Source organism: Arthrobacter ramosus (assembly GCF_039535095.1).
Taxonomy (GTDB): domain Bacteria; phylum Actinomycetota; class Actinomycetes; order Actinomycetales; family Micrococcaceae; genus Arthrobacter; species Arthrobacter ramosus.
This window is the reverse complement of sequence record NZ_BAAAWN010000001.1, coordinates 5,179,853-5,205,997: the sequence shown is the minus strand read 5'-3', so window position 1 is coordinate 5,205,997 and position 26,145 is coordinate 5,179,853. Positions and strand designations below refer to the sequence as shown.

Below are 26,145 nucleotides of genomic sequence, written 5' to 3'. Positions count from 1 at the left end.
CTCTTACGCCGCCGTGACGGCGCGAAGGACCGCCCGTGCGGTGTCTTCCCATCGCGGCAACACCCTGCTGGCTGCCTCGGCTGCTACCCGCCATCCCTCCCGCAGGGCAGGGTCGCCAAGCCATCTCCGCAGGAGATTCTCCAGCGATCCGATTCCTGCGGTGAGATCGATCGCTTCACCGGCACCGTGGGCCCCGAGCGCTTCGACGGCGCCGGTTCCCTTGCGGACGACTACCGGTATGCCGTGAGCCAAGGACTCCTGGACCACCATGCCGAAGGACTCCGAGTGTGAGATCAACAGACTGAGATCAGCACGGAGCCACTGCTCCTCCAAGGCCGGGCCGGAAAGCTCAGCTGTTGTTTCCGCCCGCTTTTCAAGTCCATTCCGGAGGATGCGCTCCCGCACGGCGGCGGCGTAGGAGGGGTTTGCTTTTGTGGAGCCCACAAGCGCTGCGGTCCACGCCAAGTCCTTGATCCTGGCCAGCGCGTCGACAAAGAAGATCTGGTCCTTATTGGGGAGTAGGGCGCCCACCATAATGAAATGCGGTGCCGCCGCAGCCCCTCGTGGACTTGGGCGGGCTCTCGACGGGAGATCTGCACCGGGGGTCGCCAGATGCACGTTGCTCAGGCCCAATCTTCTGGCCGCTTCAGCAGTACGGGAACCAGTGCAGAGAAGACCTGTTGCTGCGCGGAGCGCGCTCGTTTCCACTGGATCCTCACCGGAAGGGGGCACGTGGAGCAGCACCCAGACGCGGTGCCCGGCACCGGTTGCTGTCTCGATTTCCGTGGGCGCGCCCGAGGCAATCAGGCCGTCGACAATGTAGATGGGCGGGTCGCCTCCGGCAAGTGCATCGGCAAAGCGCCTCCGGTCTCCGGCAGTTCCGGAAGGCCAGTCGCCGTCGAGCTTACAGACCGAGACCTCTGCGCCCTGGGCGCGGAGGGCTTCCGCCAGCCTCGCGTTGTAGATATTTCCCCCGGAACGATGGCGCACATTTGCGGGCAAAATCATGCGGATCTCGACCAAGAGCTACTCCTCCATCACGCCGGTCGTTTGGCCTCACGGTCCTCAGACCATGGTGTTGACCATATAACCCGTCCAGCTGGCGTGGAAGGCAGCCGCTCGACGGGGCGCACCGCAAGCCCCTGTTGAAGCGGTGGTACAGGATCCACGTCCCCAGGCTCACAGCCAGCGCGGTTGCCCTGACCTCCGGAGACCCCTTAAAAGCTTGTCCGCGCGTTCGCTTTGCGCCACATATCTTTGATTTTTGTTCATTGTGTGTCAAGTGCTGGTTCATTGGCTGCCAGATGGGCGCTGACAAGATTCAGGGGGCAAACATCCAAAGCTAGGGAAGGTACGAACATGGTTACGGTGAACCGGAGGCAATTGCTCGGGGGCGTTGCGGCTGCCGCCGCATCAATGGCGCTGCCAGCATCGATCGGGAGAGCCTTGGCGGCTGAACCGGCCGTACGAAGCGGCACGATCGACGACGTCGAACATGTGGTCATCCTCATGCAGGAGAACCGGTCCTTCGATCACTACTTTGGCACCATGAGGGGGGTGCGTGGCTTCGGCGATCCACGCCCGTGGCGCCTTCCCAACGGCGACGACGTTTGGCATCAACCCCCTGCAACCGTTCAAACCGCTCGCTACCACGCACGCGGGTTGCCTGCAGACGCAAAATACGTCCTGCCGTTCTACATCGACTCAGCCAGGACATCCGAAAACATTGCCGGCACCGACCATGGCTGGAGCAGCGGCCACTTGGCTTGGAACGAGGGCCGCTGGGACCAGTGGGTAAACCAAAAACAAGACGTACTGACGATGGCCTATCTGTCCGAGAAAGAAAACAGCTTCCATCGCGCCCTCGCGGATTCATTCACCGTTTGCGATGCGTATTTTGCTTCCGTCCACGCCGATACCGCACCGAACCGCATCGCTCTGTGGACGGGCACAATCGACCCGCAAAACCGGCTCGGCTCGGCCAAGAACGGGCCCGGCATCGGGGAACGCAACGTCACTAACGGCTATACCTGGACCACGTACGCAGAACGGCTTCAGCAGAAGGGCATCAGCTGGCGCGTCTACCAGGGCGGAACGGGTGTTCCGGGACAACCGACGGACAACTACACCGACAATTCCCTTGAATTCTTCGCCAACTTCCAGAAAGCCCAGGGGGCCAGCGGGCCGCTCGTAGACAACGGCGCATCGACACACACCCTTGCCGAACTGAAACAGCACGTGCTCAACGGCACACTGCCCTCCGTATCGTGGATAGTTTCGCCCTACAAGTACAGCGAGCATCCCTCGGCTTCGCCCACGGACGGCGCGTACTACATCGACACGGTCCTGGACGCGCTTACCGCCGACCCTAAAGTCTGGGCAAAGACGGCGCTGATCCTGAATTATGACGAGAACGATGGCTTCTTCGACCACGTCGTGCCTCCCATGCCACCATTGAAGAACCGCCCGGGAACCGACGGCATGGTATCGGCGTCGCTGTCGGCTAGCTTGGCCGATGAATTCCTCGATCTGGACCTGCACCCGGGCGAAGCCCACCCCTTGGTGCCCGGCGCCGACCCCCACGGAAAACAACCCATTGGCCTCGGGCCCAGGGTTCCACTTGTGGTCATCTCACCCTGGAGCAAGGGCGGATGGGTGTGCTCGGAAGTATTCGACCACACCTCAGTCATCCGATTCCTGGAAAAGCGATTCCGCGTGCCAGAGCCGAACATCAGCGACTGGCGCCGTTCCGTCTGCGGAGACCTCACATCGGCGTTTGACTTCTCCAGGGCGCAGGCCGACTTCACGGCAATGAATCCGCCTGCTCCCATCCAAGGGCAGGGCCAGCCATTCTCGGTCCAGAATCCGCAGTCAATGCCGCAGCAAGCACCTGGAGTCCGGCCGGCGCGCCCGCTTCCGTATCTGTTCGGCGTCGAGTTCGTACGCTCCGGTAGCTCGGAACTCAGCCTGGAATTCGCAAATCAGGGAGAAGCCGGCGCCCACTTCTTGGTCCGGAACGGACGAACTCCGCAGGATGCGCCGCGCCGTTACCAGATTGCCGCGAAAGACACTGTCCGCGATTCATGGTCCGGCGACTCTGCCTACGACCTGGGGGTGTGGGGCGCAAACGGGTACCTTGCCGAATTCAAGGGCACTCTCACGGACCCGGACGAGCTCCAAGTCAAGGTGCAAGAGGACGTCGCTGGCACCCCGGTGCAGCTCGTGCTCAGCAATTCCGGAACGCGTCCCCGGAAAATCCGCATTTCCAATGCCTACGACCAAGGCAAAGCGCTCAAAGTGACGGTCCCGCCCAGGAAGACCGTTACCAGGGACATCGAACTGGAGTCCAGCCACGGCTGGTACGACGTGAGCGTTGCCGATGAAGACGCCCCGCAGTACCTGCGACGGTTCGCGGGCCACCATGAAAACGGGAAACCCAGCTACAGCGACCCCGCCGCAGCCGGCGCACTCAACCACCAGTAAAGACCCGTTGGCATCAGCCCTTCGGGTCCGCGGATGTAAGCGAGCCCGTGGACGTCCTGGTAGTCCAGGACGTCCACCGACCGTGCCGTACCCATTTCAAGCCCAGCACGGCGCATCACGGACGAACATCGCCTGGTGTGCAAGTTCGTCGAAACTGACGATGGCATCGAGGTGCTTATCGCCGCTTGCAGGTACCACTACGGCAATTGAGGGAAATGCTGGCGGTTCCGGATCCGCGATTCGCCGAACTCAACTCCGACCCGGCCAATCTCCCACGGTCCGCGACCCCTGTTCTTTGGCCTGCCCACAGCCACATGGGGTACCCAGCGAGGGGAGCGGAATCCAAGGGCAGGGGAGCTGAGGATGAAGTCGTCGATGTTGTCGACAAGCAGTTGATCCAGTAGTTCGTGAAGGGCGTGCACGAGGAAGACCTGATAGTCACGCACCGAGACGGGTACATCCACTTCCAGTCCGCAGACTCCGCCGCTGCCTAGGACGATCAGCCGTTCGGCGCTGCCGGAGAAAGCCTCCAGCACGGGCAGAGCCTCGAGCCACGCGACGATCCTGAGCAGGGCCGACTCGGCGCTGGTGTTGCCTTTGGTCCAATCGGCCACGTCCCGGCAAAAGTCATCCAGGACGCCTAGGTGCAACAGGGTCATGTGCAGTCCCCGCGGCCTGCGCAGCGCCACCGCGTAGCGCGCCAACTCCTCATAGTCCGAAGGCCCTGCACCGATCCCGAGGACCGGCACCTCGACCGTGATGGGCGGTGCTGTCTGTGTCGTTGAATCCCATCCCCCGCGCGGACGGTTGGCCATGGATGCAATTATGCTCCGGCAGGAGTTCGTTGGCCTCACAAATGCCGGTTCGACCGGCTGCCTATTCAGCATTTAAGTCGAGGGCTCACCCAGCAAGCCGGAGAATCTTGACACCACCCTGTGACCCGTGCCATATTCATAGCGTGAACCTGTCAGACAGCCGGACAGCCGGACAGGCCGCCACTGGACAGCCAGCCGTCAGCCAGAAAGCTGCGGCTGACCAGCGCACCGCCACAAGCGGCGCCGTCCCCCGGCCGGCCCAAGTGCCCGGGCCATCGAGCCCTCGGCCCCTCGCCCGCTTCAGTGCCGCGGAAGCCGTGTTCAGCTCCATCCGCCAGGACATCGAAGACGGAACCGTGGAAGTCGGGGCCAAACTCAGCTCTGAAGCCACCTTGGCCGCGCAGTACGGGGTGAGCCGCTCGGTTATCCGTGAGGCTCTCCGGTCCTGCACTGCGCTCGGGCTGACGGTCACCAAGACCGGAGAAGGCACGTTCGTCGTCGCGGACCGGGTGGCCAATGACCTCACACTCGGTCAGTACTCGGCACGGGACCTCAATGAGGCACGCCCGCATATCGAAGTCCCGGCAGCCGGCCTGGCGGCAAAACGCCGCAGCCCGGAAGAACTCGAACACCTCAAGGAAATCGTGAGTTCAATGGCAGCCGAGACCGACCCTGAGACCTGGGTCAGCCTCGACGCCAGTTTCCATTCTGCCATTGCCCGCGCAAGCGGCAACAAGGTCTTCGAAAGCGTTGTCGCAGACATCCGCGAAGCCCTGGCCCATCAATCAGAAACCTTGAACATGGTGGCCGACCGTCAGCATGTTTCAGACGATGAACACCTCCGCATCGTCGAAGCCATCGAAGCCGGTGACGCTCCCGCCGCCGAAGCCGCCATGGCCGACCATCTCAGCGCCGTCAGCGTTGCGTTGGACACCATCCTCAGCAAATGATCCACCAACTGAAGGAAGTCATGCCCACCCCGCATGCAACGCGCCCCGCTATGCCGCTAGACCCCCCGGCAGCAACCATTCCAACGACCCCGCGCCACGTCCCCCTCGCGGAACAGACCCGCGACGGCTTGGTCGAGAGCATCCACTACGGCTCCCTCATCGCCGTCGGGCCGGACGGCGAAACACTCCTCGAAGCGGGCGAGCCCGACGCCGCGTTCTACCCACGGTCCTCCCTCAAACCGCTGCAGGCGGTCGCCATGGTCCGGGCGGGGCTCAAGCTTCCGGAGAACCTCCTCGCCCTCACCGCGGCAAGCCACTCCGGCGCCGCGATGCACCTCGACGGCGCCGCACGGATCCTCGAAATGCATGGCCTGGACAAAAGCGCGTTGGAAAACAGCACCGACCTCCCCTACGGCACCGCCGAGCGCGAAGCATGGCTCCGCGCCGGCGGCCAGCCCACCCAGCTCGCCCAGAACTGTTCCGGCAAGCACGCGTCCATGGCCGCCACGTGCGTAATCAACGGCTGGCCCGTCCAGGGCTACCTGCATCCCGAGCATCCCCTCCAGGTGCTCGTGAAGGACACCATCACCGAACTCACGGGCGAAGAAGCAGCGGCCATCAGCACGGACGGTTGCGGCACCCCGCTCTTTGCCCACAGCCTGCACGGCATGGCCCGGGCCTATGGCCGTATGGCCGCGGCGGACAACACGGAAGCAGAAGGCCAGGTAGCCCACGCCATGCGCGCCTTCCCCGAGATGGTGGCCGGCGAGGGTCGCGACGTCGCAGCCATCATGCGTACGGTTCCCGGGCTGCTGGCCAAGGACGGCTTCGAAGGCCTCCAGCTCATCGGCCTGCGCAATGGCACCGGCATCGCCATCAAGATCTCCGACGGCGGCGACCGCGCACGCATGCCCGTCACCGTCCGCGTCCTTGAGGAACTAGGGCTCGACGGCGGCCAGCTCGCCACGCTCGCCAGTGCGCCCGTGTTGGGCGGCGGCCACCCTGTTGGCGTGCTGCGTGCCGCGAACTTCCTCGCATCCAACTGACGCAGTCAAACAAGCACAAAGACCAAAGGACAGCAATGACATCTGCCGTGCACTCCACGACAATTCCAGGGTTCCGCTCGGAACACGATCTCCTCGGCGACCGCGACGTCCCTGCTGATGCCTACTGGGGCGTGCACACGCTGCGTGCCATCGAGAACTTCCCCATCACGGGCCACCCGCTGGCCAGCAACGCCAACCTCGTCAAGGGCCTCGCCGCAGTCAAGCTCGCCGCCGCCCGCACCAACCGCGAGCTCGGCCTCCTGGACGACGAACGGGCGGACGCGATCGAGCAGGCCTGCCAGGACATCTTGGACGGCAAGCTCCACGAGGAGTTCATGGTGGATGTCATCCAGGGCGGTGCCGGCACGAGCTCCAACATGAACGCCAACGAGGTCATTGCCAACCGTGCCCTTGAAATCCTTGGCCACCCCAAGGGCGACTACGCCAGGCTGCACCCGAACGACCACGTCAACTTGAGCCAGTCCACCAACGACGTGTACCCCACCGCCGTCAACCTGGCCACCATTTTCTCCGTCCAGGGCCTTCTTTCGGCTCTTCAGGAACTTCAGGTCGCGTTCGCGGAAAAGGGCGAAGAATTCCGCACCGTGGTCAAGATGGGCCGCACGCAGTTGCAGGACGCCGTCCCCATGACCCTCGGTCAGGAATTCGGCGGTTACGCCGTGACTGTGGGCGAGGACCGGGCTCGACTGGCCGAGTCCCAGCTACTCATCCACGAGATCAACCTTGGCGCCACTGCCATCGGAACCGGCCTGAACGCCCCCGTTGGATACGCCGCAGCAGCCTGCAGGCACCTGGCTGAGATCACCGGCCTGCCCCTGGTCACGTCGGCCGACCTCATCGAGGCCACCCAGGATGTGGGCGCGTTCGTCCACCTCTCGGGCGTGCTCAAGCGCGTCGCCGTCAAGCTTTCCAAGATTTGCAACGATCTCCGCTTGCTGTCCTCCGGACCGCGTGCGGGACTGGGCGAGATCAACCTCCCGGCTGTGCAGTCGGGATCGTCCATCATGCCAGGCAAGATCAATCCGGTGATCCCGGAAGTGGTCAGCCAAGTGGCCTATGAAGTCATCGGCAACGATGTCACTGTCACCATGGCAGCCGAAGCGGGACAGCTGCAGCTGAACGCCTTCGAGCCGATTATCGTCCACAGCCTCCACAAGAGCATCTCCCACCTGGAAGCCGCGTGCCGCACACTCACGTCGCGCTGCATCCGGGGCATTACCGCGAACACCGAACGCCTGCGCCTCACGGTAGAGCAGTCGATCGGACTCGTCACGGCACTCAATCCGCACATCGGCTACGCCTCCGCCACTGCCATCGCCCAAGAGGCGCTGGCAAGCGGCAAAGGTGTCGCTGAGCTCGTTCTCGAACACGGCTTGCTGACCTCGGAGCAGCTCGATGAGCTCCTCCGTCCCGAACGCCTGGCCAACCTCAGCAACTAGGCTGAGCCGCGCAAAACGTCCGCCGACGGCGGCGCTCACTCGCCGCCGTCGGGCCTGAAATGCGCGAAAAGACAGGCCGGACGGCGAGATCCGGACCCCCAAACAGGACACCCCTTAAGGATTCCCATGACCAATGCACCCATCACGGACCACACGGTCCCGCCACAGGCGCACGCCACTGAAAAGCTCCTCCACGCCGAGGACAAGGGCTATCACAAAAGCCTGAAGCCGCGTCAGATCCAGATGATCGCGATCGGCGGTGCCATCGGCACCGGCCTGTTCCTGGGTGCCGGCGGCCGCCTCAACGCTGCGGGCCCCTCCCTCGTCATCGCATACGCGGTCTGCGGCTTCTTTGCCTTCCTGATCCTGCGCGCCCTCGGCGAACTCGTGCTGCACCGCCCGTCGTCGGGCTCGTTCGTCTCCTACGCCCGCGAGTTCTTCGGCGAGAAGGCTGCGTTTGTCTCCGGCTGGTTCTACTGGATCAACTGGGCCACCACCACCATCGTGGACATCACCGCCGCGGCCCTTTACATGAACTTCTTCGGCAAATACGTCCCCTGGATGGGCGTTGTTCCGCAGTGGGCATGGGCCTTGATCGCCCTGGTGGTAGTCCTGAGCCTGAACCTGGTTTCCGTCAAGGTGTTCGGCGAAATGGAGTTCTACTTCGCGCTCATCAAGGTGGCCGCGCTGGCGGCCTTCCTCGTGGTCGGCACCTTCTTCGTCATCTTCGGCACGCCGGTACCGGGCCAGGAGGTCGGATTCAGCCTCCTCACGGACCACGGCGGCATCTTCCCCAACGGCCTGCTGCCGATGATCATCCTCATGCAGGGTGTGCTGTTCGCCTACGCCTCGATCGAGCTCGTGGGCACGGCGGCCGGTGAGACCGAAAACCCCGAGAAGATCATGCCCAAGGCCATCAACTCCGTGGTCTTCCGCATCGCGGTCTTCTATGTCGGCTCCGTCATCCTGCTGGCCCTGCTGCTGCCGTACACCTCGTACGAGAAGGGCGTCAGCCCGTTCGTGACGTTCTTCGGCCACATCGGCATCCAGGGCGTGGACGTGATCATGAACCTCGTGGTCCTCACGGCGGCGTTGTCGTCCCTGAACGCCGGGCTGTACTCCACGGGCCGAATCCTGCGCTCCATGTCCGTGGCCGGTTCGGCTCCGAAGTTCGCCCAGCGCATGAACAAGGCCGGTGTCCCTTACGGCGGCATCGCGATCACCGCGGGCGTCTCCTTGCTCGGTGTTCCGCTGAACTACCTCGTCCCGGCGCAGGCGTTCGAAATCGTGCTCAACGTCGCTTCCGTGGGCATCGTCGTTACCTGGGCAACCATTGTCCTGTGCCAGATGCAGCTCAAGCGCTGGGCGGACAAGGGTTGGCTGAAGCGTCCGTCCTTCCGGATGTTCGGCGCCCCTTACACCGGTTACCTTTCGCTGCTGTTCCTGGCGGGCGTGCTGGTGATGGTGTTCATCGATTCCCCGCTCACCATGTTGGTCACGGCAATTGCCTGCGCCCTCATGGTGGTCGGCTGGTACCTGTGCCGCAAGCAGATCCACGAACTCGCCGCGGCTCGCGACGGCTTCACAGGCAGCTCTCCCGTGATCGCGAACCTGCCGGTTGCCGGTTCAGAGACCAAGATCTAGCCCTTTCAGCGCTCGCCCAAAAACTAAGTGCCCGACGGCGGCACCTGAGGTTCCGTTCGCGCGGAACCCGGGTGCCGCCGTCGTGCGTTAGGCCCCCCAACTGACTCGCATTTGTTGTCGTTTTGAGGCTCCTAAACGACAACAAATGCGAGTTAGTTGGGTGCCAGACATCGGATCATTCGCCGCTAGGATGTAGCCATGGCTGTCACAGATGAAGCGATCAGCAAGATCAAGGACATGCTGATCCGCGGCGAACTCAAGGCCGGGGACCGCCTCCCGCCGGAGAAGGAACTGAGCGAGCGGCTCGGCCTCTCGCGAAGCTCCCTGCGCGAGGCTGTCAAAGCCCTCGAACTCATCCGGGTTCTGGACGTCCGGCGTGGGGACGGCACTTACGTCACCAGCCTTGACGCCAAGTTGCTCAACGAGGCCGTGGCGTTCGTCGTCGATCTTCATCAGGACCGTTCCATCCTGGAACTCTTCGAGGTCCGACGAATCCTTGAGCCCGCCACCGCGTTCATCGCCACGGGCAAGATCACCCCCACGGCACTCACGGCCCTGCGCGCCACGATGGACGGAATCGACGAGAACACCGACGTCGAAGAACTCGTGGCCCACGACCTCGAATTCCACGGCATCATCACCCAGGCCGCCGGAAACGACTACCTCGCCGGCCTGCTCGAGGCGCTCTCCGGCAGCACTGTCCGGGCCCGCATTTGGCGGGGGCTGACCCAGGAAAAAGCCGTGGCGCACACCCTCGCCGAGCACAAGGCCATCGCGGACGCCTTGGAACGCGGCGACGCCGAGCTGGTCCGGGCGCTCGTGACGGTCCATATCAGCGGCGTCGAAAGCTGGTTGCGCCAGGCGCTCTAGCTCGCGCCGAAGAGCTCGGCGGGGATCCCGGCATGGGCATCCGCATAGTCCTGCTCGGCACCCGGTTTGAGCCGGGTGTGCAGGGCAAAGGTTTCCGGCACGCTACACCCCGGGCTTCAGGAAGAGTTCGACGACGGGCACCGCCACGTCCGGTCGCTGGACAGGCAGCTTCAGTGTCAGGGTACCTGCCGGTTGTCCTCCAGGGGTGGTGTTGATTGCCTCCCGGTCCGGTGAGATCTCAAGCATGGCGACTTCGGAGGCATCGTTGAGCAGCTGGGCGTATTCCACCTTGCCGGCTAGTTCGGGGAGGTGGACGTATTCGAACGGCCAAGCAAACAAATGCACGTAAAGGCGGTCACCGCGGCGCGTGTACCGGGCATCGGCTGGCGGGGTCCAGGCCGCAGGGCCTGCTCCGTAGATGGCCCGCGAATGCAGCTTCATCCAGTCGCCGATGCCGCGGAGGGACTCCACCGCCCGGGGATCGAAATTTCCGCGGCCAGTGGGGCCGACGTTGAGGAGCAGGTTTCCGTCCTTGGACACTCCATCTACAAGCATGCGCACCAGCAGATCCACAGACTTGTAGTCCAGGTTGTCCCGGTCATAGCCCCAGCTGCCGTTCAGGGTCTGGCATGCCTCCCAAGGCACCTCGGACGCCGTCCACCACCATGGGCCCGGAAGGCTGGTACTGCTCGGGCGTGGCAAAGTCGCCCGGAATGTCCAGGCGGTCGTTGACGATGATGCCCGGCTGGAGTTCCCGGACCATCTTCAAGAGTTCCACGGAACCCCACGCCTCTCGGCCTTTGCCGCCCCAGATGTGCCTGTGGTCCTCGCTGGTGTAGGAGAAATCGAAGAAGAGGTAGTCGATCTGGCCGTAGTTGCTGAGCAGCTCGCGCACCTGGCCATGGAGGTATTCGCGATAGCGGGCCATGTCGCGGCCCTCGTTGAGCTTTCCGGCGTCGGGGTTGTCCCGTTCGGGGTGGAACCCGTCGATGATGAAATCCGGATGGTGCCAGTCAATGAGTGAATGGTAGAAACCCACCTTCAGTCCGAATTCCCGCAGTGCCTCGACGTATTGGGTCACGAGGTCCTGGCCGGACGGCGTCTTGGTGGATTTGTAGTCGGTGAGTGCGGAATCCCAAAGGCAGAAGCCCTCGTGGTGCTTGGTGGTCAGCACCACGTACTTCATGCCGGCATCCTTCGCAGCACGGGCCCATTCCCGCGGATCGTAGAGATCCGGGTTGAAGTGCTGGAAGTACTCCTCATATTCCTCAGCAGGAATGCGTTCGCGGTTCATGACCCACTCATGCCGGGCCGGCAGGGCGTACAGGCCCCAGTGGACGAACATGCCGAACCGGGACTCCGTAAACCAAGGTGCTTGCTTTATCAACGGGATTCCTTCCTTGTATCCGCGGCCCACATCGGGCCGTCGGGAAAGCTGTAGTCGGTCAGCGAGCCGCCGACCATTTCACCGCCGGCCCCGGGTGCGGACGGAGGCCAGAGGCAGCCGTCGTGGACATACACCTTGCTTGGCAGCAGGTCGTTTGCTGGGACGAGCGTAAACATCCGATGTCTGCATTGTCAATGGGTCACATTTCCGTATTATGGAGAGCAACAGCAGACTAGAGCTCGGATGTTAGAGCCAGAGCACGGAGGAATACATGAACATGAAATTCGCCCGGCTGGGCACTGCCGGAAATGAAAAGCCGGTAGTCATCGCCCAAGACGCCAACGGCACCGAAAAATACTTCAGCCTTGACCCGCTGACGAAGGACATCAACGGAGAGTTCCTCGCCACGGACGGCATCGCACGCACCCGGGAAGCCCTTGCGGCCGGGAATCTGCCCGAGATTTCGGCCGAGGGACTCCGGATCGGTTCGCCCGTCGCCCGGCCTGGCAACATCGTCTGCATCGGCCTCAACTACACGGCCCACGCGGCCGAATCCGGCGCCACGCCACCGGAATCACCCGTAGTGTTCCTGAAGCCAAGCAACACCGTTAGTGGCCCTTTCGACGCCGCGCCCATCCCGCCGTCGTCGGAAAAGTACGACTGGGAGGTGGAACTCGGAATCGTCATCGGTCGCGAAGCGTCATACCTTTCCAGCACGGAGGAGGCCGCGGACTGCATCGCGGGCTACGTCGTCGCCAACGACCTCTCCGAACGCGACTACCAACTGCCCGGAGCCGCGGGCCAGTGGACCAAGGGCAAGTCCCTTCCGCAGTCCACTCCCCTGGGCCCGTGGCTGGTTCCGGCAGACCAGCTCGACGCCGGTCACCTCGGTTTGCGTACCTGGGTCAACGGCGGGATCCGCCAATCGTCGGACACTTCCGACATGATCTTCGACGTCCGCACCGTGGTCCACCACCTCAGCCAGTACATGGTCCTGGAGCCCGGCGATGTCATTCTCACCGGCACCCCGGAAGGCGTGGCGCTCTCCGGCCGCTTCCCGTACATCCAGCCCGGCGACGTGGTGGAGCTTGAGGTAGAAGGGCTCGGCCGCCAGAGGCAAGAGTTCTACCGGGCCCGTTCAGGTTCGCTTGCGGCAGTAGGCACGGACAAGGCCACGCGGTGAGCGCCGAGTTCGAAGGGAAGGGCTCGTAGCTCTGGTCACCGGTTCGACGTTCGGGCACGTCCCTGGCTATCGACGGCGGCACGCAGGGCTTGCGGTTGCGCCCGGTAGGGTAGCCGCGTAACGCAACGCCCGCGCAACCCCTCTCCACCACCAGTTCGCCTATGCTCAACACCAGGCAATCGATGGCGATCCACCAAGGAGCAGGGCATGAGCAATTGGCGTATCAGGGATTTCCATTCCTCGGACATGGACGGCATCCTGCACCTGTGGGAGTCGCTGAAGGCCGACAACGTGGAGCCGGTCTATGCGCTCTCCGAGGTCCTGGCCTCGTGCGAGAAGGACCACGCCGTGGTGGCGGTGCAGGGCGAGCAGGTCGTGGGCGCCGCCGTCGGACGCGCGGCCCATGACCAGGGCTGGATCGTCTTCCTGGCCACGCTGCCCGAGTTCCGCGGCCGCGGGATCGGCACCTCGCTGCTGGCCGCCGTCGAGAACCGGATGACCCCGCACGGGCTCAACAAGCTCTCGGCCCTCATGCCGGAGTCCGAAACCCGGGTTGAGGCGTTCCTGGGCCGGGGCTTCCTGCTCAAGCAAAACCTGCACTACTTCGAGCGGACCATCCCGGTCCAGCGCCAGGAACTCGAGCCGCTCAGCCAGCTCGGCGGCCGCATCCTGGCCCGGGACCTGTGGGAAAACGTCGCCGGCATGCGCCGCGAAAAGGAACTGCTGGAACGCCGCCTGGTCCTGCCCCTGGCCGAGGCCGACCTCGCCGACCAGTTCGGGGTGGTGCCGCCGCGCGCCGTCGTGCTCTTCGGCCCGCCCGGGACCGGCAAGACAACGTTCGCGAAGGCGATCGCGTCCCGGCTCGAGTGGCCGTTCGTGGAGGTCTTCCCCTCCCGGCTGGCTTCCGACCCCAAGGGCCTGGCCGGCGCCCTGCGCGAGACGTTCCTGGAAATCGCCGAACTGGAGCACGCCGTCGTCTTCATCGACGAGGTCGAAGAGATCGCGTCCCAGCGCTCCGGCGAGCCGCCGTCCCCGCTCCAGGGCGTCACCAACGAGCTCCTCAAGATCATCCCGGCCTTCCGCGAACAGCCCGGCCGCCTCCTGGTGTGCGCCACCAACTTCATCCGCGCCCTGGACACCGCCTTCCTGCGCCACGGCCGCTTCGACTACGTCATCCCCATCGGCCTGCCCGACATCCACGCCCGCGAGGCCATGTGGCAGCGCTTCATCCCCGCCAGCGTGGTGGACTCCGTGGACGTGCCGTTGCTCGTGTCGAGGACAGAGGGCTTCTCCCCCGCGGACATCGAGTACGCTGCACGCAGCGCCTCCCAACGCGCTTTGGAAAAAGCCGTGTACGACGACGGTGCCGGCGCCTCCGCCGGAGGCTCCGCACCGGCGTCGAACGGTCGCAAGGGACCGGTCACCCAGGACTACCTCGACGCCATCGCCGACACCCGCACCACCGTCAGCGACGAAGTCCACCAGGACTTCCTCGAGGACATCGACGCACTCGGCCGGGTTTAGTCATGCAACGCGGGGTCACTTACGGCCCATGTTCGGGCCCCGGATGGGCGCTAAGTGACCCCGCGTTGGAGAAGGAGGAACCATGAACCTGTTTCTGACCATCCTGAGCGGCGTTGCCTGGACGACGGTTTACATTTGCGCGATCCGGATCGGGTTTCGCGACAAGACGTACGCGATCCCCGCAGCGGCGCTTGGTCTGAACTTCGCGTGGGAGGTCATCTACTCGGTGCATTCGCTCAGCACGGGGCTCTCCGTGCAGGGCGTCATCAACATTGCCTGGGCGTTGGCCGACGTCGCGATTGTGTACACGTTCTTCGCGTTCGGCAGGCGCGAGCTTCCCGGGTTTCTCACCCGGCCGCTGTTCATCGGATGGGCGGTCCTGCTGGGCCTTGCATCCTTCGCCGTGCAGTGGCTGTTCATCGCCGAGTTCGACTGGGATCCCGCATCCCGGTACGCGGCGTTCCTGCAGAATCTCCTGATGTCCGGCTTGTTCATTGCCATGTTCGCGGCCCGCCGCAGCCTGCGGGGCCAATCCCTGGTGATCGCTGTGGCGAAGTGGATCGGGACCCTCGCGCCCACCATCACCTTTGGGGTCCTCGAGAGTTCACTGTTCATTCTGGGCATCGGCGTCCTGTGCAGCATCTTCGACCTGACGTACATCGGGCTGCTGTTGTGGTCCAAAAAGAACCCGGGCGCCCTCTCCAGGGATCGGGACTCGGGGGGCCTCCCGGCGGTACCCTGAACCATGTCCATGTATCCATTGCGCCATGCACTGTCGCGCATGGGCGGGCGCGATCCCCAGGAGCTGAATCGCACGGCCACGCCCTTGGAACTGTTCTTCGACTTGACGTTCGTCATCGCCTTCGGGGTTGCCGGCAGCCAGTTCGCGCATGAGCTGGCCGAGGCCCGTTTCGGCTCCGGTTTGATGGGCTTCACCTTCGCGATGTTCGCCGTCATGTGGGCCTGGATCAATTTCTCGTGGTTTGCCAGCGCCTACGACACTGACGACTGGGTCTTCCGGGTTGTCACCATGGTGCAGATGGTGGGCGTGCTCATCCTTGCCATGGGCATCGAACCGATGTTCCAATCGCTCGACGAGGGCCACCGTGTGGACAACTCCACCATGGTGCTGGGTTACATCATCATGCGGTTGGCGTTGGTGTTCCAGTGGCTGCGCGCGGCGAAGCAGGATCCGGAGCGCCGAAGCGCCTGCCTGACCTACGCGAAATTCCTGGTGGTGGCGCAAATTGGCTGGGTGGGGGTGCTGATCGTCCACGCCGACATCCTGACGAATTTCCTCATGGCTGCCCCGCTTTTCCTGCTGGAAATGGCGACGCCGACCATCGCCGAGCGCAAAGCCAAGACGCCGTGGCACGCGCACCACATCGCGGAACGCTACGGCCTCCTGGCCATCATCGCCCTGGGCGAGTGCCTGATCGGAGCCATCGAATCCCTTCGGGCAATTGTGGCCCTTCACGGCTGGTCCGTTGACGCCGCCCTCGTGGGTCTCGGCGGTACCGGGCTGGCCTTTGGAATGTGGTGGATCTACTTCATCCTCCCGTCCGGCCACGCCCTGCATCATCAACGGCACCGGGCATTCGCCTTCGGATACGGTCACATGTTCATCTTTGGGTCGATCGCCGCCACTGGTGGCGGACTTCACGTGGCCGCCCTCTTCATCGATCATGCCGCCCACATCAGCGCCACCGTTGTAGTAGCCACCATCGCCGTCCCGGTGGCCTTGTTCAAGGTAGCCCTGAGTTCGCTGTACGGCTACATGCTGGGTTTCGACCGCGGGCTCGTCGGAGTCACGGCCCTCGTGGTCGTGTTGCTCTGCGGCAGTGTGGGCTTGGCCGCGCTGGATGTATCTGTTCCTGTCTGCATGATGGTGATTGTGGCTGCGTTGGCGATCTCGATCGTGATCGACGAACGGCGCGGGTCCGCCCGCCGGGAAGCAGCGCTGGTAAGACTGAGGGCACGCCCGGCCACTTAGGCGGCTTCGTGGGTGTGGGCTCGGGACCGCTGTACCGGAACGCAGCGAACGGCCCGCACCCACGATGTCGACGCGGACACACCGGCACGAACGTACCGATTCTTCGCCACCAACCCTTGATTCGCTTCCCAAAGAGGCGGAAAATGGTGAAACCGGCACGAACGTACCGGACGCGCGCATGCGCATGCCCACAAAAGACTCAGAAGGGTGGACATGTCCCCCAGGGAATTCACCGAGTCCCTCGGCGCCAAGGTCCGTGCCCGCCGCAGCTCCCTGAGCCTGAGCCAGTCCGACCTCGCGGATCTCGCGGGAGTCTCGGAACGATTCGTCCGTTTCGTGGAGCAGGGGAAGACCACGGTCCAATTGGAACCACTCCTCGCGGTCCTCGGCACACTCGGCCTTGAGCTCATGGTGCAACCCGCGGGCAACCAGACTGCAAACAGCCGGCCATGACCTTCCACCGCATCGCCGACGTCTACAAGCAGGGAGTCCTGGCTGCGCGTATCGAGCGGCATGAAGGCGGCACCAAGTTCAGCTACTTGCCCCGGTATCTCGAATCCGGCGGTCCGGCCGTCGCCACGACGCTCCCGCTGACAAACGAAGCAGTGTTCACCCCTAGCGGCGCGGTTCCGCCCTACTTCACGGGCCTCCTCCCGGAAGGCCGCCGCCTGAATTCACTACGTCGGGCGGTCAAGGCCAGCGCCGACGACGAGCTCGCGCTCCTCATGGGCGCGGGCGGGGACGCCGTGGGCGATGTCCAGACGGTCCCCCACGGTGAGCCGCCCACGGAGGGAGGCTCCGCCGTCGTGCTCGATTCGAAACTGCCGCTCGACTTCGACGCGCTGCTCGGCGATTCAGACCTCATCGATCCTGTGGCATTGGCGGGTGTGCAGGACAAGTTGTCGGCCGGGATGATTTCGCTCCCGGTGGCGCAAGCGGGCAAGCGCTTCATCCTCAAACTGAATGCCCCCGAGTTCCCGTTCGTGGTGGAGAACGAGTTCCTGATGTTCCGTTATGCGCGCAAGCTCCGGATCCCGGTGAGCAGCGTGCGGTTGGTGCACGACGTCGGCGGGCGGGCCGGGCTGCTCGTGGAGCGTTTCGATCGCCTCACCGGAGCCGACGGCACCCCGCTGCGCCTCGCCGTCGAAGACGGAGCCCAAGTGCTGGGACTCTACCCTGCCGACAAGTACAGCGTGCCGTTCGGAGAGGTTTGTGCGGCTTTGGCGGCGCACTGTTCCGCGCCCCTCCCGGCCTTGCGTAACCTGGCGATTCAGCTGGCTTTCGCTTGGCTCAGCGGCAACGGCGACCTCCATGCCAAGAACGTGTCCATGGTTCAGTCGGCGCAGGGCGAGTACACCATCGCCCCGGTCTACGACATCCCCTCCACAGTGGTCTACGGGGACAAGACGCTCGCGCTGGGCATCGGCGGCAAGAAGAGCGGAATCTCCCGGAAGCACTTCCTCGCCTGGGCCGGCAAGCTCGGGCTGACGGAGCGAACAGCGGAGGGAGTCATAGGACTCGCGCTCAAGGCCTCGGGCCCGCTCATCGCAGAGCTCGACGCCGGCGCCTCACCTTTCGGGCCGCTGCAGACGAGGGACTGGGTCAAGGAGCTCAATCATCGGCGAAGGTTGATGAGCGGGTAGCTTTCCCAGCATTAAGCCACCAAATCGGAACCCGACTATCGATTATTGCTTGGCCGTTAACAGGAACCTGATACTGACATAAGGTGAGGGCACCACACGGTATCTGCGCGGGTCGCAGAGCGGCGGGGCGCAAATCAGCATTTCCATTTGTACACAAAAGGGAGACTCTTATGTTGCTTTGGATAGCCATCATTATCGCGGTTCTCTGGCTTCTCGGCTTTATCGGCAACATCGGTGGCGGGTTCATTCACCTGCTTTTGGTTGTTGCTGTGATCGTCCTGATCTTCCACTTCCTCCGTGGAAGATCCCGCGCCTAAATACAAACCGTCCTTCCGACCGGCGGGCGCCGGGACAGGGCAATGTCCTTGCCCCGCACTGCCCGGCCCCGCCCTAGCCTGCCCCGCCCCGCCCCGCCGGTTCTTGCACGAGCGTTCAATCCCAGGTCCACGCGCATGGCGACGCTAGGCTCGCACTCAGAGGCGAGATGGGCTCGCCGCGAGCCAAGGGATTGAACGTATGACGCAACAGGCCGGACACCAATCGACGTCCACGACGGGCACTTCTCCGCATTCACGCTCTTATTTGAGACCCACACGGTTGCTCTCTCAAAGCGAGCGGTCAATGCTCCACCCATCGGTCCTGGCAGAGGCGGAGCGCCGGGCCGCAAGCATTCAGCTTCGAGTCGCCGATGCAATTACGGCCTTCGCCGGATCGATGAACTTCGTCTACCTGCACATATTGCTTTTCGCCGTGTGGATGCTCGTATTCGAGCAGAGCCCGTGGCCGACGTTGACCTTGATCGTCTCGCTCGAAGCGATCTTCCTCTCGACCTTCGTCATGATCGGACAGAACCGTCAGGCGGCTTTCCAGCAGGTGAAGGCAGACCATGACTACAACGCCCAGGAGCATCTGCTCGAGGAGAACACCGACCTGACGCGTGCGATTCACGAGCTCACCGCCCAGATCCACCAACGGATTCTCGCGGACGTCACCGCATCCGCTACCCGGGAGGCGGCGGCCGCTGCCAACCCGATTCAGGACGAACCGACGAAACCGTAGACAGGCGAGACCTGCCGCGTCGAACTACTAGTCCGCCAGCCGGTCCATCTCGGACAGCAGATCAGGGTTGATGCGTTGCAGGACCAAGTGGATTTCACCCCGTGGCACCGCCTTGTAGAGCACTTCCCGGGCGTCTGCGTAGCGCGTGCTGGGTGCCTTGTCCGGCCACTTTTCGGCGAGCGCCCGCACGCGCTCCGGCACGGAGTTGTGGGCGTTGCAGGCGATCTTGACCAGGGTGGCGTCATGGTCCTGTGCGATATGCAGAACGACGGCTTCATCGTTGTCCGAATCATCCTGGAATCGGCGCGTCACGCGTTCGATGATGCCCACGGCACGCTCGGAAACACCCATGTCGAGCAGCGCCTGCTTGGTAATCGGCGTGTCCTTGGCGATGTCGTGCAGGTAACCTGCGATCCGGATGTCGTCGTCGAAGTCGGCGAGCGCATCCCCTACCGCCAGAACGTGCTCGCGGTACGGCCGCTTCAGCTTGTCCTTCTGGCGATTGTGCGCCACTTCGGCAAGGACCATGGCTGTTTCAACGGTGAATCTCGGTTCGGTCATGCTTCATCCTACTGAGCCAGTTCGGTGACTGCCTTCCGCACGGCGGCGCTCAGCTCAAGGTTGCGGCATCCCGCTCCGCCCGGCTCGGCCTGTTGCGGCACGTACCCGAAGGCGAGTTCATACACAGGGTCAGCGAACCCCAAAGATGCGCTGGCGCCGTCGTGCCCGAACGCCCGGTAGCTGCCATAAGGCGAGCGTGCATGCGATTTCATGAACACTGTCCCAAAGCAGCTCGTCTCGCCGAACACCCGGTCGATGCCGAAGACCTGCTCGGCCGTGACGGTTTGGATGGTCTCTTCGCTGAGGAGGGGCGCGACGGCGGCTCGGTCGCCGTTGGCGGCAAGTCCGGTGAGTGCCGCAGCGTAGACGCGGGCCATGCCTTCCGCGCTGGCGACTCCGGCGGCTGAACTCAGGCCGGCTGCGCGGACCTCGCGGAGGTTGGGCAGGTCAAGGATGTCCCCCACGGCCGAGTTTGCGGAAAGGCCGAAATGGCTGGCGGGATCAATCCACGGCTGGGAGGGGTCTGCAGCCCAACGGAGGGTGGCATAGCGGGGTTCCTCGGACTCAGGCAGTCCCAGGAAGAAGTGGGCGCCCGTGACCGAGCGGATCCGCTGTTCGTAGATTTCCTGGAGCGTGGACCCGGTGATCCGGCGGCAAAGCTCCTCCATGAAGACGCCGATGGTCAGGGCGTGGTACCCGAAGGCGGTCCCGGGCTTCCACAGCGGCCGCATCTGCGCGAGCTTGGCGGCGGCCAGTTCGGAGTTGTTGTATTCCGCGAGGGTGAGTCCGCCTTCGACTCCCAGAAGCCCGGCCTGGTGGGAGAGCAGCTGGGCCACGGTAATCGTGGCCTTTCCTTCGGCGCCGAATTCCGGCCAGTACTTGACCACTTCGGCGTCGAGGTCGAGGAAGCCGTCCTGGACCAAAAGTGCGATGACCAGCCCGGATACTCCCTTGGAGCAGGAGAAAACACCGGTCACGGAATCCGGGCGGCGGTGCGGCCCACCGCTGATGTCCAATACCTTGACTCCGCGGTGGTAGGCCGCGAGCTGGGCTGAATATTCCCGGTCTTCGCTCAGGAAACGGCCAAAGAGTTCGGCGACTGATTCGAATCCAGGGGCAATCGTCTGTGCATCCACCCGGACAGCCTAACTGCCTAACTGCCGCGCGTGTCCATGGTCACCACGATCTTGCCCTTGGCGCGTCCCTGCTCCAGCGCGGCGAAAGCGTCGCCGATCTTTTCGAGCGGATAGCTGCTGTCCACCACGGGTTGCAGTTTCCCCTCGGAAACCAGGCGTGACAGGAATTTCAGGTCCTCACCGCTGGGGTGCATGAAAAGGTAGCGGTACCGGACTTTGGCTTCACGGGCGCGGCTCCGGATTCCGAGGCTGATCGCCCAGAACAGCGCGGTCATCCAGGCCGAGGCACCAAGGTCTTTCAAGGCCGTCTGCGGTTCGGGCATCCCGGCGATGCTGACCACTTTCGCGCCCGGCTTGAGGATCTTGAACGTCTGGTCCAGCGTCTCCCCGCCCACGAGATCCAGCGCGGCGTCGAAGCCACTGAGCACTTCGGCCAGGTTTTCCTTCGTGTAGTCGACGACGGCGTCCGCCCCGAGCCGCCGCACCAACTCTTCTCCACGGGGAGACGCAGTGGTGGTCACCTCGGCGCCAAAGTATTTGGCCAGCTGGATGGCGAGGGTTCCCACTCCGCCCGCACCTCCGGAGATGAACAGCTTGGTCCCGGGTTTGACCTTGAGCTCGTCGCGCAGTGCCTGCAAGGCTGTGAGGCCCGCCAAGGGAAGGCTCGCGGCCTCGGTGTAGCTGAGCGACCTTGGCATGAGCGCGACGAGATCCTCGTGGACGGCGGCGTGCTCAGCAAAGGCTCCCAGCAGGGTCTTGTCCACGCGGGCAAACACCCGGTCTCCCGTTGAAAAGCGGGTGACACCCGGCCCTACGGCTTCCACGATCCCGGCCAGTTCGCTTCCGGCCACCAAGGGCAACCTTGGCCTGGTGATCACCCGGACTGCGCCTTCGCGTTGCTTGTAGTCCACCGGATTGAGCCCCGCGGCGAACACCCTGACCAGGACCTCGCCCGGACCGGCAATCGGCCTGGGGACGTCCTGCAGCTCCATTGCGTCGGCGCCGCCGTAGCGGGTCAGCACATAGGCGAGCACTTAGGCCCCTTTCCGGAGGGTTGATTGCTGAATGCCATTCCATATCCATGGCCCGCATGGCAATCGGGCCGGATCAAATCTATCCAAGGCCTCGCCAAGCGGCCCTCCCGGCAAGCCGAGCGATTCCAGGATCACGTCCCGCACCTCCCCGGCAGACAGCCCGACGGCGGCAAGGTCGCCGAGCGTCACCGCACCGTCGCGCTTGGCGAGGCGGGCGCCGTCGCGATTCAGTACCAACGGGACATGGGCGTATTCCGGAACGGCTAAGCCCAACAAGGAGGCCAAATAGGCTTGGCGGGGTGTGGAGGACAGGAGGTCGTCTCCGCGGACCACTTGGTCCACGCCCTGTTCCGCGTCATCCACCACCACGGCCAAATTGTAGGCCGTGACGCCATCGTTCCGTCGGAGTACAAAGTCATCCACGACGCCCGTGTATGGCCCGTGCAGCCTGTCCTCCACAGTCCATTCATGTGTTTCGGAGCGGAGTCGGATGGCGGCCGGGCGGGAAGCCCGTCGGATCTCAAGCTCCGCCGTCGAAAGGTTCCTGCACGTCCCCGGGTAGGCGCCTTGCGGCGCGTGCGGGGCCGACGGCGCGTCCTGGATCTCGCGTCGCGTGCAAAAGCATTCATACGTCAGTCCGGCGTCGGTGAGCTGCTTGATCGCGTCGTTGTACAGTCCGGCACGGTCCGTCTGGCGAACGACGGCGCCGTCCCACGTCACGCCGACAGCTTCCAAGTCGCGGAGCTGGACTTCCTCGGCACCGGCCCGCGCACGGTCGAGGTCCTCCACACGCAGCAGGAAGTCGCGGCCCGTGGAACGCGCGAAGAGCCACGCGAGCATGGCCGTGCGCAGATTGCCCACGTGGAGCTCGCCGGACGGGCTCGGAGCGAAGCGGCCAGCGGAAGTCATGGCACAAGACTATGCGCCGCCGGGCGCGCCTGCAGGATTCCGGCGAGGGTGCGGGACACGGGGAGAATTGCGTAAGTTCATTTTCCAAAGAGAGGACCCACGTTGAGCTCACCTCGAATGAAAGCGACGGTTTCCTTCTGGAAGGCCGAAGAAGGCTGGGGGGAACTTATTCTTCCCGACGGGAAGAAATGCTTCGGACATTTCTCGGTCATCGAGCAATCAGGCGGATACAGGTCCCTCGAGGCCGGTGATTCAGTGGAGGTCGAGTGGACGGCTGCCTCCCAAGATGAATACGACTATGTCGCGGTGTTGATTCAGCCTCTCTGAGAACACAACCAGGGCAGCACAAGAGCCCCTCAGCTACCGCAACGCGTTCGGTGGCTCAGGGGCTCTTATGGTGGTGCCGGCCGTTGTCATGACAGTGCCGGACGGGGTGCGGAAAGACGATGCGTGAACAAGAGTCAATCAGCGGCTGCGTCTTTGCGGGACGATGTTTCGGGTGGCCGGGTGGTGTGCCGGAGAATCCGTAGCCTGCGGGGTCCGGCGGTAGCCATTCCCTTCGTTGCCACTATTTCAACAGGAACACTACAACTGGCGCAACGGACTGAATCACCACTGGTCAATCTGACTAATTCCTCAACAGAAGACGAACAGCGGATGGTCACTTTGCCGAAGTCTGCTCCGCAGCGGCCCAAGCAGCCATCGCTCCTCGGAGCGCCGCACAAAGCTTGGTGGACACTTGGTCCTTGTCCAGGCCGACCGTGTTGAGCAGATCGAAAATTTCCCGGGGGTCAAAGAGGATGTTCCACAAGAACATTGCTTCGTCCCCGAGGGGCGGGAGGCCGAGTTCCTCACAGGCCTCGCGGAGTGGTCGCTCCAAAGCCTCGGCCTGGATGGTCAAGTAGTACGCGCCGGAGCGAAGACGGGCCAAGTACCCCTCGCCGGAACGGGTGTGGACCATGGAACCGCCATGCTTGATGACGAGGCCCACCCAATGCCGGCTGACTCTCTCCAGCAGTTCCACCCCGGACGTGGTCTGGGCAACGCTGAAATCGCGCAGCTTCTCGCCAACACCAAAACGGAACGCGGCCAGCACGTCATCCACCGAGGCGAAATGTCGATACGCGGTTGCAGGAGAGATCTCGGCTTCACGGGCGATGTCCGTCATGCTCACCGGGCCCTTGGCCTTGGCGAAGAGCTTCCCGGCGGCCCGTACCAGCTGGCGGCGGTTGCGTTGGGTGTCGCTGCGCATGGGCGCCCCCTTCCGTGTCAGATTCCAGCGTAGCGCCTGAGCGGCTTGCGCCACGCTGGCCACGTCCGCGGCACTCACCGGAGCTCGGCCAGCCCGGCCGCCAAGCGCTCCACACCGGCGGTAATTGCCTCGGAGCTGGCCGCGTAGGACAGGCGCAAGTGGAACTCTCCGTTCCGGCCGAACTCACTGCCGGGACGAACGGCCACGCCGTGGTTGCGAAGGTGAGCCACCATCGCGGCCGCCGGCAGCTCGACGTCGTACTTGGGGAAAAGGTAGAACGCGCCTTCCGGCGAGCTGACCGTGAGACCTGGAATCCGCTCGAGACCATTGGCCATGAGCTCCCTGCGCAACGCATAGGAGGCGTGCATGCGTTCGATGTCCGGTCCGCATGTCTTCAGGGCGGTCAACGCCGCGTATTGCACGGCCTGGTTCATGGAGCCGTTGAAGGTGTTGTGGACCCGGGCAGCTGAGGCGATGACGTCGGACGGGCCCCAGAGGTAACCCACCCGCCAGCCGGTCATGGCATAGCTCTTGGAGAAGGTCTGGCAGTAAATGGTCCGGCCGGCCAGGGCTTCGATTTCCAGCGCCGAGGTGAAGGGTTCGGGCGTGTAGACCAGATCGCTGTAAGCCTCGTCGGAAAGGATCAGGGTGTCGGTTCCGGCCACCATGTCTGCGAGGGCTTCGAGTTCGCGGCGGGAGTGCACGATGCCGGTCGGGTTGGAGGGGTTGCAGAAGACGAACATCCTGGCCCCTTCAAGCGCGGTGGCCAATGCCTCGAGGTCCCAGTGCAGGTCATCGGCCAGCGGCACGGGCACGGTGATACCCCCGGCCATGCTCACGAGGTCGGCGTACAGGGAATAAGTGGGGTCTGGAATGACCACTTTGTCGCCGGGGTTGACGATGCCAAGGATCGCCGCGGACAGGCCGGCCGTGCCGCCCTGCGTGATGAGCACGTCGCCGGGGCTGGCCACTCCGCGGAGGAGCTGGCCGATACGGGCAGCCAGCTCCTCGCGAAGCACCAGCTCGCCGAGCAACGGCGAGTAGTGGGTGAAGCCGTCCTCGAGGGCGCGGGCGGCTGCTGCTCGAACCTGGGCCGGGGTGTCGAAGTCCGGCTCGCCCATGGCCAAGGAGACAAGGTCCCCTTTGGATTGGGGCTGCTGCACCCGCAGCGACGTGCGCTGGATGCGCTGCACAGCTTCGGAGGGCTGGAAATCGGCGACGGCGGTGGCTGGCTCGAGTGTCATGAGGGTCCTGATCTGGGTGGTTGCTGAGGTTGTTTTGGCGGCGGCCGACTTGGTAGCTGCCCGCGAGGACTGAGCGTAGAGTCTGCGGGGTTTCATCGCTGCGGTGCCTGGTCTGCGGGTGCCTCGTCGGCAGGTGAATGCTCGGCGGGGGCTCCGGCCCAGCGGCTGATCTCGATGTCTCCGGAGGTGTCCCGCTGGATGGTGGGGGCGATGATGAGTTCCTGCACGACGGTGCGCTGGGGCAGCGTGGCCACGAGGTGGATGGCCCGGGCCACGTCCTCGGGCTGCACCATGGCATCGCGTTCCTCTGCGCGGGGCGGGCGTGCGCGGTTGTCCAGGATCGGCGTGGCGGTTTCACCGGGCAGGATGGTCACTGCGCGGAGTCCATCGTTGCGGAAGGTGTTGTGGAGATAGGTCATGAAATTCCGGACCGCGGCCTTGGCCGCACCGTACGCGGCGCCGCCGAGCAAGTTGGGGTTCACGGCGGCGAGCGAGGAGACCGTAATGATGGTTCCGGTCTTCCGGGCCAGCATGTCCGGAAGGACTGCCTGGCTGAGCAGGTAGACGGCGTTGAGGTTGACGTCCAGGACGTCATTCCATTCCTGCTGGCTGATCCAGCGGACGTTGAGGACCTTGCTGGAGCTGCCCGCATTGTTGACGAGGATGTCCACTTGGCCAAGATTCCCGTGGACCCAATCCAGCAGCGCGTCGACGTCGTCTTTGGAAGTGATGTCCGCGGCCCGGGCAACTGCGCGACCGCCCTCGGCAATGATTTCCGCGGCGAGTTCCTGCAGCACGTCTTCACGCCGTCCCACCAGCACCACCGCGGCACCCTCGGCTGCCAACAGGGCCGCCGTCGAGCGTCCCATGCCGGTACCGGCACCGGTGATGATCGCGAGCTTGCCGTCCAGAAGTCCCATGGTTTCAGTTCCTTGCGTTTTTAGTGTGAATC

The 26,145-nt window shown here is 64.0% G+C and carries 25 protein-coding genes and 1 pseudogene; 14 read left to right on the top strand and 12 right to left on the bottom strand.

The window, feature by feature from the left end; genetic code table 11:
- Window positions 1-3: 3 nt before the first annotated feature.
- Window positions 4-1,023, bottom strand: a complete 1,020-nt coding sequence (locus ABD742_RS24030; RefSeq protein ID WP_234754471.1) for a glycosyltransferase family 4 protein — start codon at window positions 1,021-1,023, stop codon at window positions 4-6.
- Between the two features lie 336 nt (window positions 1,024-1,359).
- Between ABD742_RS24030 and ABD742_RS24025 the strand changes: the two genes are divergently transcribed.
- The gene (locus ABD742_RS24025; RefSeq protein ID WP_234754470.1) at window positions 1,360-3,483 is read left to right on the top strand and encodes a phosphocholine-specific phospholipase C; all 2,124 of its coding nucleotides are present in this window, start codon (window positions 1,360-1,362) and stop codon (window positions 3,481-3,483) included.
- Between the two features lie 197 nt (window positions 3,484-3,680).
- Here ABD742_RS24025 and ABD742_RS24020 read toward each other — a convergent pair whose 3' ends face one another.
- The gene (locus tag ABD742_RS24020) at window positions 3,681-4,298 is read right to left on the bottom strand and encodes a hypothetical protein (RefSeq protein ID WP_234754459.1); all 618 of its coding nucleotides are present in this window, start codon (window positions 4,296-4,298) and stop codon (window positions 3,681-3,683) included.
- Between the two features lie 263 nt (window positions 4,299-4,561).
- On the opposite strand from ABD742_RS24020, the gene ABD742_RS24015 reads away from it, so the two are divergent.
- From ABD742_RS24015 to ABD742_RS23995, 5 genes are all read left to right on the top strand, one after another.
- On the top strand, window positions 4,562-5,248 hold the full coding sequence (locus ABD742_RS24015; protein ID WP_344789370.1) for a FadR/GntR family transcriptional regulator: 687 nt from the start codon (window positions 4,562-4,564) through the stop codon (window positions 5,246-5,248).
- 20 nt (window positions 5,249-5,268) lie between these two features.
- Window positions 5,269-6,294 carry an asparaginase gene (locus ABD742_RS24010; RefSeq protein WP_372460988.1) on the top strand — a complete coding sequence of 342 codons (1,026 nt, stop codon included), beginning with the start codon at window positions 5,269-5,271 and terminating at the stop codon, window positions 6,292-6,294.
- Window positions 6,295-6,329: 35 nt separating this feature from the next.
- Window positions 6,330-7,754: an aspartate ammonia-lyase gene (locus ABD742_RS24005; protein ID WP_234754457.1), complete on the top strand. Its 1,425-nt coding sequence runs from the start codon at window positions 6,330-6,332 to the stop codon at window positions 7,752-7,754.
- A gap of 126 nt (window positions 7,755-7,880) precedes the next feature.
- Window positions 7,881-9,398, top strand: coding sequence for an amino acid permease (locus tag ABD742_RS24000; RefSeq protein WP_234754455.1), 1,518 nt, complete (start codon window positions 7,881-7,883; stop codon window positions 9,396-9,398).
- Window positions 9,399-9,596: 198 nt separating this feature from the next.
- On the top strand, window positions 9,597-10,268 hold the full coding sequence (locus ABD742_RS23995; RefSeq protein ID WP_234754452.1) for a FadR/GntR family transcriptional regulator: 672 nt from the start codon (window positions 9,597-9,599) through the stop codon (window positions 10,266-10,268).
- Here ABD742_RS23995 and ABD742_RS23990 read toward each other — a convergent pair.
- The 3 genes and pseudogenes from ABD742_RS23990 to ABD742_RS23980 all read right to left on the bottom strand — a co-directional run bounded on the left by ABD742_RS23990 (window position 10,265) and on the right by ABD742_RS23980 (window position 11,831).
- Window positions 10,265-10,369 carry an L-rhamnose mutarotase gene (locus ABD742_RS23990; protein ID WP_234754450.1) on the bottom strand — a complete coding sequence of 35 codons (105 nt, stop codon included), beginning with the start codon at window positions 10,367-10,369 and terminating at the stop codon, window positions 10,265-10,267. The genes ABD742_RS23995 and ABD742_RS23990 overlap by 4 nt on opposite strands.
- Before the next feature lies 1 nt (window position 10,370).
- A pseudogene (locus ABD742_RS23985) lies at window positions 10,371-11,655 on the bottom strand (alpha-L-fucosidase).
- Window positions 11,652-11,831 (bottom strand): hypothetical protein, encoded by a 180-nt coding sequence (locus ABD742_RS23980; protein WP_234754448.1) that lies wholly within the window; start codon window positions 11,829-11,831, stop codon window positions 11,652-11,654. Before ABD742_RS23980 ends, ABD742_RS23985 begins: the two are co-directional and overlap by 4 nt.
- Before the next feature lie 95 nt (window positions 11,832-11,926).
- On the opposite strand from ABD742_RS23980, the gene ABD742_RS23975 reads away from it, so the two are divergent.
- The 8 genes from ABD742_RS23975 to ABD742_RS23940 all read left to right on the top strand — a co-directional run bounded on the left by ABD742_RS23975 (window position 11,927) and on the right by ABD742_RS23940 (window position 19,057).
- Complete coding sequence (locus tag ABD742_RS23975; RefSeq protein WP_234754446.1) at window positions 11,927-12,838, top strand: fumarylacetoacetate hydrolase family protein; 912 nt, start codon at window positions 11,927-11,929, stop codon at window positions 12,836-12,838.
- Between the two features lie 207 nt (window positions 12,839-13,045).
- A complete protein-coding gene (locus ABD742_RS23970; RefSeq protein ID WP_234754444.1) occupies window positions 13,046-14,362 on the top strand; it encodes an ATP-binding protein in 1,317 nt (438 codons plus the stop codon).
- 82 nt (window positions 14,363-14,444) lie between these two features.
- On the top strand, window positions 14,445-15,104 hold the full coding sequence (locus ABD742_RS23965; RefSeq protein WP_234754442.1) for a transmembrane-type terpene cyclase: 660 nt from the start codon (window positions 14,445-14,447) through the stop codon (window positions 15,102-15,104).
- 3 nt (window positions 15,105-15,107) lie between these two features.
- Entirely contained in the window at window positions 15,108-16,355 is a 1,248-nt protein-coding gene (locus ABD742_RS23960) for a low temperature requirement protein A (RefSeq protein WP_234754440.1), read from the top strand.
- A gap of 213 nt (window positions 16,356-16,568) precedes the next feature.
- On the top strand, window positions 16,569-16,808 hold the full coding sequence (locus ABD742_RS23955; RefSeq protein ID WP_234754438.1) for a type II toxin-antitoxin system Y4mF family antitoxin: 240 nt from the start codon (window positions 16,569-16,571) through the stop codon (window positions 16,806-16,808).
- The gene (locus tag ABD742_RS23950) at window positions 16,805-17,998 is read left to right on the top strand and encodes a type II toxin-antitoxin system HipA family toxin (RefSeq protein WP_234754436.1); all 1,194 of its coding nucleotides are present in this window, start codon (window positions 16,805-16,807) and stop codon (window positions 17,996-17,998) included. Before ABD742_RS23955 ends, ABD742_RS23950 begins: the two co-directional genes overlap by 4 nt.
- A 170-nt stretch (window positions 17,999-18,168) precedes the next feature.
- Window positions 18,169-18,315: a lmo0937 family membrane protein gene (locus ABD742_RS23945; protein WP_234754433.1), complete on the top strand. Its 147-nt coding sequence runs from the start codon at window positions 18,169-18,171 to the stop codon at window positions 18,313-18,315.
- Between the two features lie 304 nt (window positions 18,316-18,619).
- On the top strand, window positions 18,620-19,057 hold the full coding sequence (locus tag ABD742_RS23940; RefSeq protein ID WP_234754431.1) for a DUF1003 domain-containing protein: 438 nt from the start codon (window positions 18,620-18,622) through the stop codon (window positions 19,055-19,057).
- A gap of 27 nt (window positions 19,058-19,084) precedes the next feature.
- On the opposite strand, the gene ABD742_RS23935 is transcribed toward ABD742_RS23940, so the two are convergent.
- The 7 genes from ABD742_RS23935 to ABD742_RS23905 all read right to left on the bottom strand — a co-directional run bounded on the left by ABD742_RS23935 (window position 19,085) and on the right by ABD742_RS23905 (window position 26,113).
- On the bottom strand, window positions 19,085-19,618 hold the full coding sequence (locus ABD742_RS23935; RefSeq protein WP_234754429.1) for a phosphohydrolase: 534 nt from the start codon (window positions 19,616-19,618) through the stop codon (window positions 19,085-19,087).
- Window positions 19,619-19,626: 8 nt separating this feature from the next.
- Window positions 19,627-20,754, bottom strand: a complete 1,128-nt coding sequence (locus ABD742_RS23930) for a serine hydrolase domain-containing protein (RefSeq protein ID WP_234754427.1) — start codon at window positions 20,752-20,754, stop codon at window positions 19,627-19,629.
- Window positions 20,755-20,771: 17 nt separating this feature from the next.
- Window positions 20,772-21,788, bottom strand: a complete 1,017-nt coding sequence (locus ABD742_RS23925; protein ID WP_234754423.1) for an NADP-dependent oxidoreductase — start codon at window positions 21,786-21,788, stop codon at window positions 20,772-20,774.
- Window positions 21,789-22,697 carry a tRNA glutamyl-Q(34) synthetase GluQRS gene (gene gluQRS / locus ABD742_RS23920; RefSeq protein ID WP_234754419.1) on the bottom strand — a complete coding sequence of 303 codons (909 nt, stop codon included), beginning with the start codon at window positions 22,695-22,697 and terminating at the stop codon, window positions 21,789-21,791.
- Window positions 22,698-23,358: 661 nt separating this feature from the next.
- Complete coding sequence (locus ABD742_RS23915) at window positions 23,359-23,949, bottom strand: TetR/AcrR family transcriptional regulator (RefSeq protein ID WP_234754417.1); 591 nt, start codon at window positions 23,947-23,949, stop codon at window positions 23,359-23,361.
- Between the two features lie 74 nt (window positions 23,950-24,023).
- Entirely contained in the window at window positions 24,024-25,193 is a 1,170-nt protein-coding gene (locus ABD742_RS23910) for a pyridoxal phosphate-dependent aminotransferase (RefSeq protein WP_234754415.1), read from the bottom strand.
- A gap of 92 nt (window positions 25,194-25,285) precedes the next feature.
- A complete protein-coding gene (locus tag ABD742_RS23905) occupies window positions 25,286-26,113 on the bottom strand; it encodes an SDR family oxidoreductase (RefSeq protein WP_234754413.1) in 828 nt (275 codons plus the stop codon).
- Window positions 26,114-26,145 lie beyond the last annotated feature (32 nt).

Excerpts from the sequence above, each read along its gene's own strand:
- ABD742_RS24025 (WP_234754470.1), top strand. The coding sequence starts at position 1,360 with ATGGTTACGGTGAACCGGAGGCAATTGCTCGGGGGCGTTGCGGCTGCC.
- ABD742_RS24020 (WP_234754459.1), bottom strand. The coding sequence starts at position 4,298 with ATGGCCAACCGTCCGCGCGGGGGATGGGATTCAACGACACAGACAGCA.
- ABD742_RS24010 (WP_372460988.1), top strand. The coding sequence starts at position 5,269 with ATGCCCACCCCGCATGCAACGCGCCCCGCTATGCCGCTAGACCCCCCG.
- ABD742_RS24005 (WP_234754457.1), top strand. The coding sequence starts at position 6,330 with ATGACATCTGCCGTGCACTCCACGACAATTCCAGGGTTCCGCTCGGAA.
- ABD742_RS24000 (WP_234754455.1), top strand. The coding sequence starts at position 7,881 with ATGACCAATGCACCCATCACGGACCACACGGTCCCGCCACAGGCGCAC.
- ABD742_RS23995 (WP_234754452.1), top strand. The coding sequence starts at position 9,597 with ATGGCTGTCACAGATGAAGCGATCAGCAAGATCAAGGACATGCTGATC.
- ABD742_RS23980 (WP_234754448.1), bottom strand. The coding sequence starts at position 11,831 with ATGTTTACGCTCGTCCCAGCAAACGACCTGCTGCCAAGCAAGGTGTAT.
- ABD742_RS23975 (WP_234754446.1), top strand. The coding sequence starts at position 11,927 with ATGAACATGAAATTCGCCCGGCTGGGCACTGCCGGAAATGAAAAGCCG.
- ABD742_RS23970 (WP_234754444.1), top strand. The coding sequence starts at position 13,046 with ATGAGCAATTGGCGTATCAGGGATTTCCATTCCTCGGACATGGACGGC.
- ABD742_RS23965 (WP_234754442.1), top strand. The coding sequence starts at position 14,445 with ATGAACCTGTTTCTGACCATCCTGAGCGGCGTTGCCTGGACGACGGTT.
- ABD742_RS23960 (WP_234754440.1), top strand. The coding sequence starts at position 15,108 with ATGTCCATGTATCCATTGCGCCATGCACTGTCGCGCATGGGCGGGCGC.
- ABD742_RS23955 (WP_234754438.1), top strand. The coding sequence starts at position 16,569 with ATGTCCCCCAGGGAATTCACCGAGTCCCTCGGCGCCAAGGTCCGTGCC.
- ABD742_RS23950 (WP_234754436.1), top strand. The coding sequence starts at position 16,805 with ATGACCTTCCACCGCATCGCCGACGTCTACAAGCAGGGAGTCCTGGCT.
- ABD742_RS23945 (WP_234754433.1), top strand. The coding sequence starts at position 18,169 with ATGTTGCTTTGGATAGCCATCATTATCGCGGTTCTCTGGCTTCTCGGC.
- ABD742_RS23940 (WP_234754431.1), top strand. The coding sequence starts at position 18,620 with ATGCTCCACCCATCGGTCCTGGCAGAGGCGGAGCGCCGGGCCGCAAGC.
- ABD742_RS23935 (WP_234754429.1), bottom strand. The coding sequence starts at position 19,618 with ATGACCGAACCGAGATTCACCGTTGAAACAGCCATGGTCCTTGCCGAA.
- gluQRS (WP_234754419.1), bottom strand. The coding sequence starts at position 22,697 with ATGACTTCCGCTGGCCGCTTCGCTCCGAGCCCGTCCGGCGAGCTCCAC.
- ABD742_RS23915 (WP_234754417.1), bottom strand. The coding sequence starts at position 23,949 with ATGCGCAGCGACACCCAACGCAACCGCCGCCAGCTGGTACGGGCCGCC.
- ABD742_RS23910 (WP_234754415.1), bottom strand. The coding sequence starts at position 25,193 with ATGACACTCGAGCCAGCCACCGCCGTCGCCGATTTCCAGCCCTCCGAA.
- ABD742_RS23905 (WP_234754413.1), bottom strand. The coding sequence starts at position 26,113 with ATGGGACTTCTGGACGGCAAGCTCGCGATCATCACCGGTGCCGGTACC.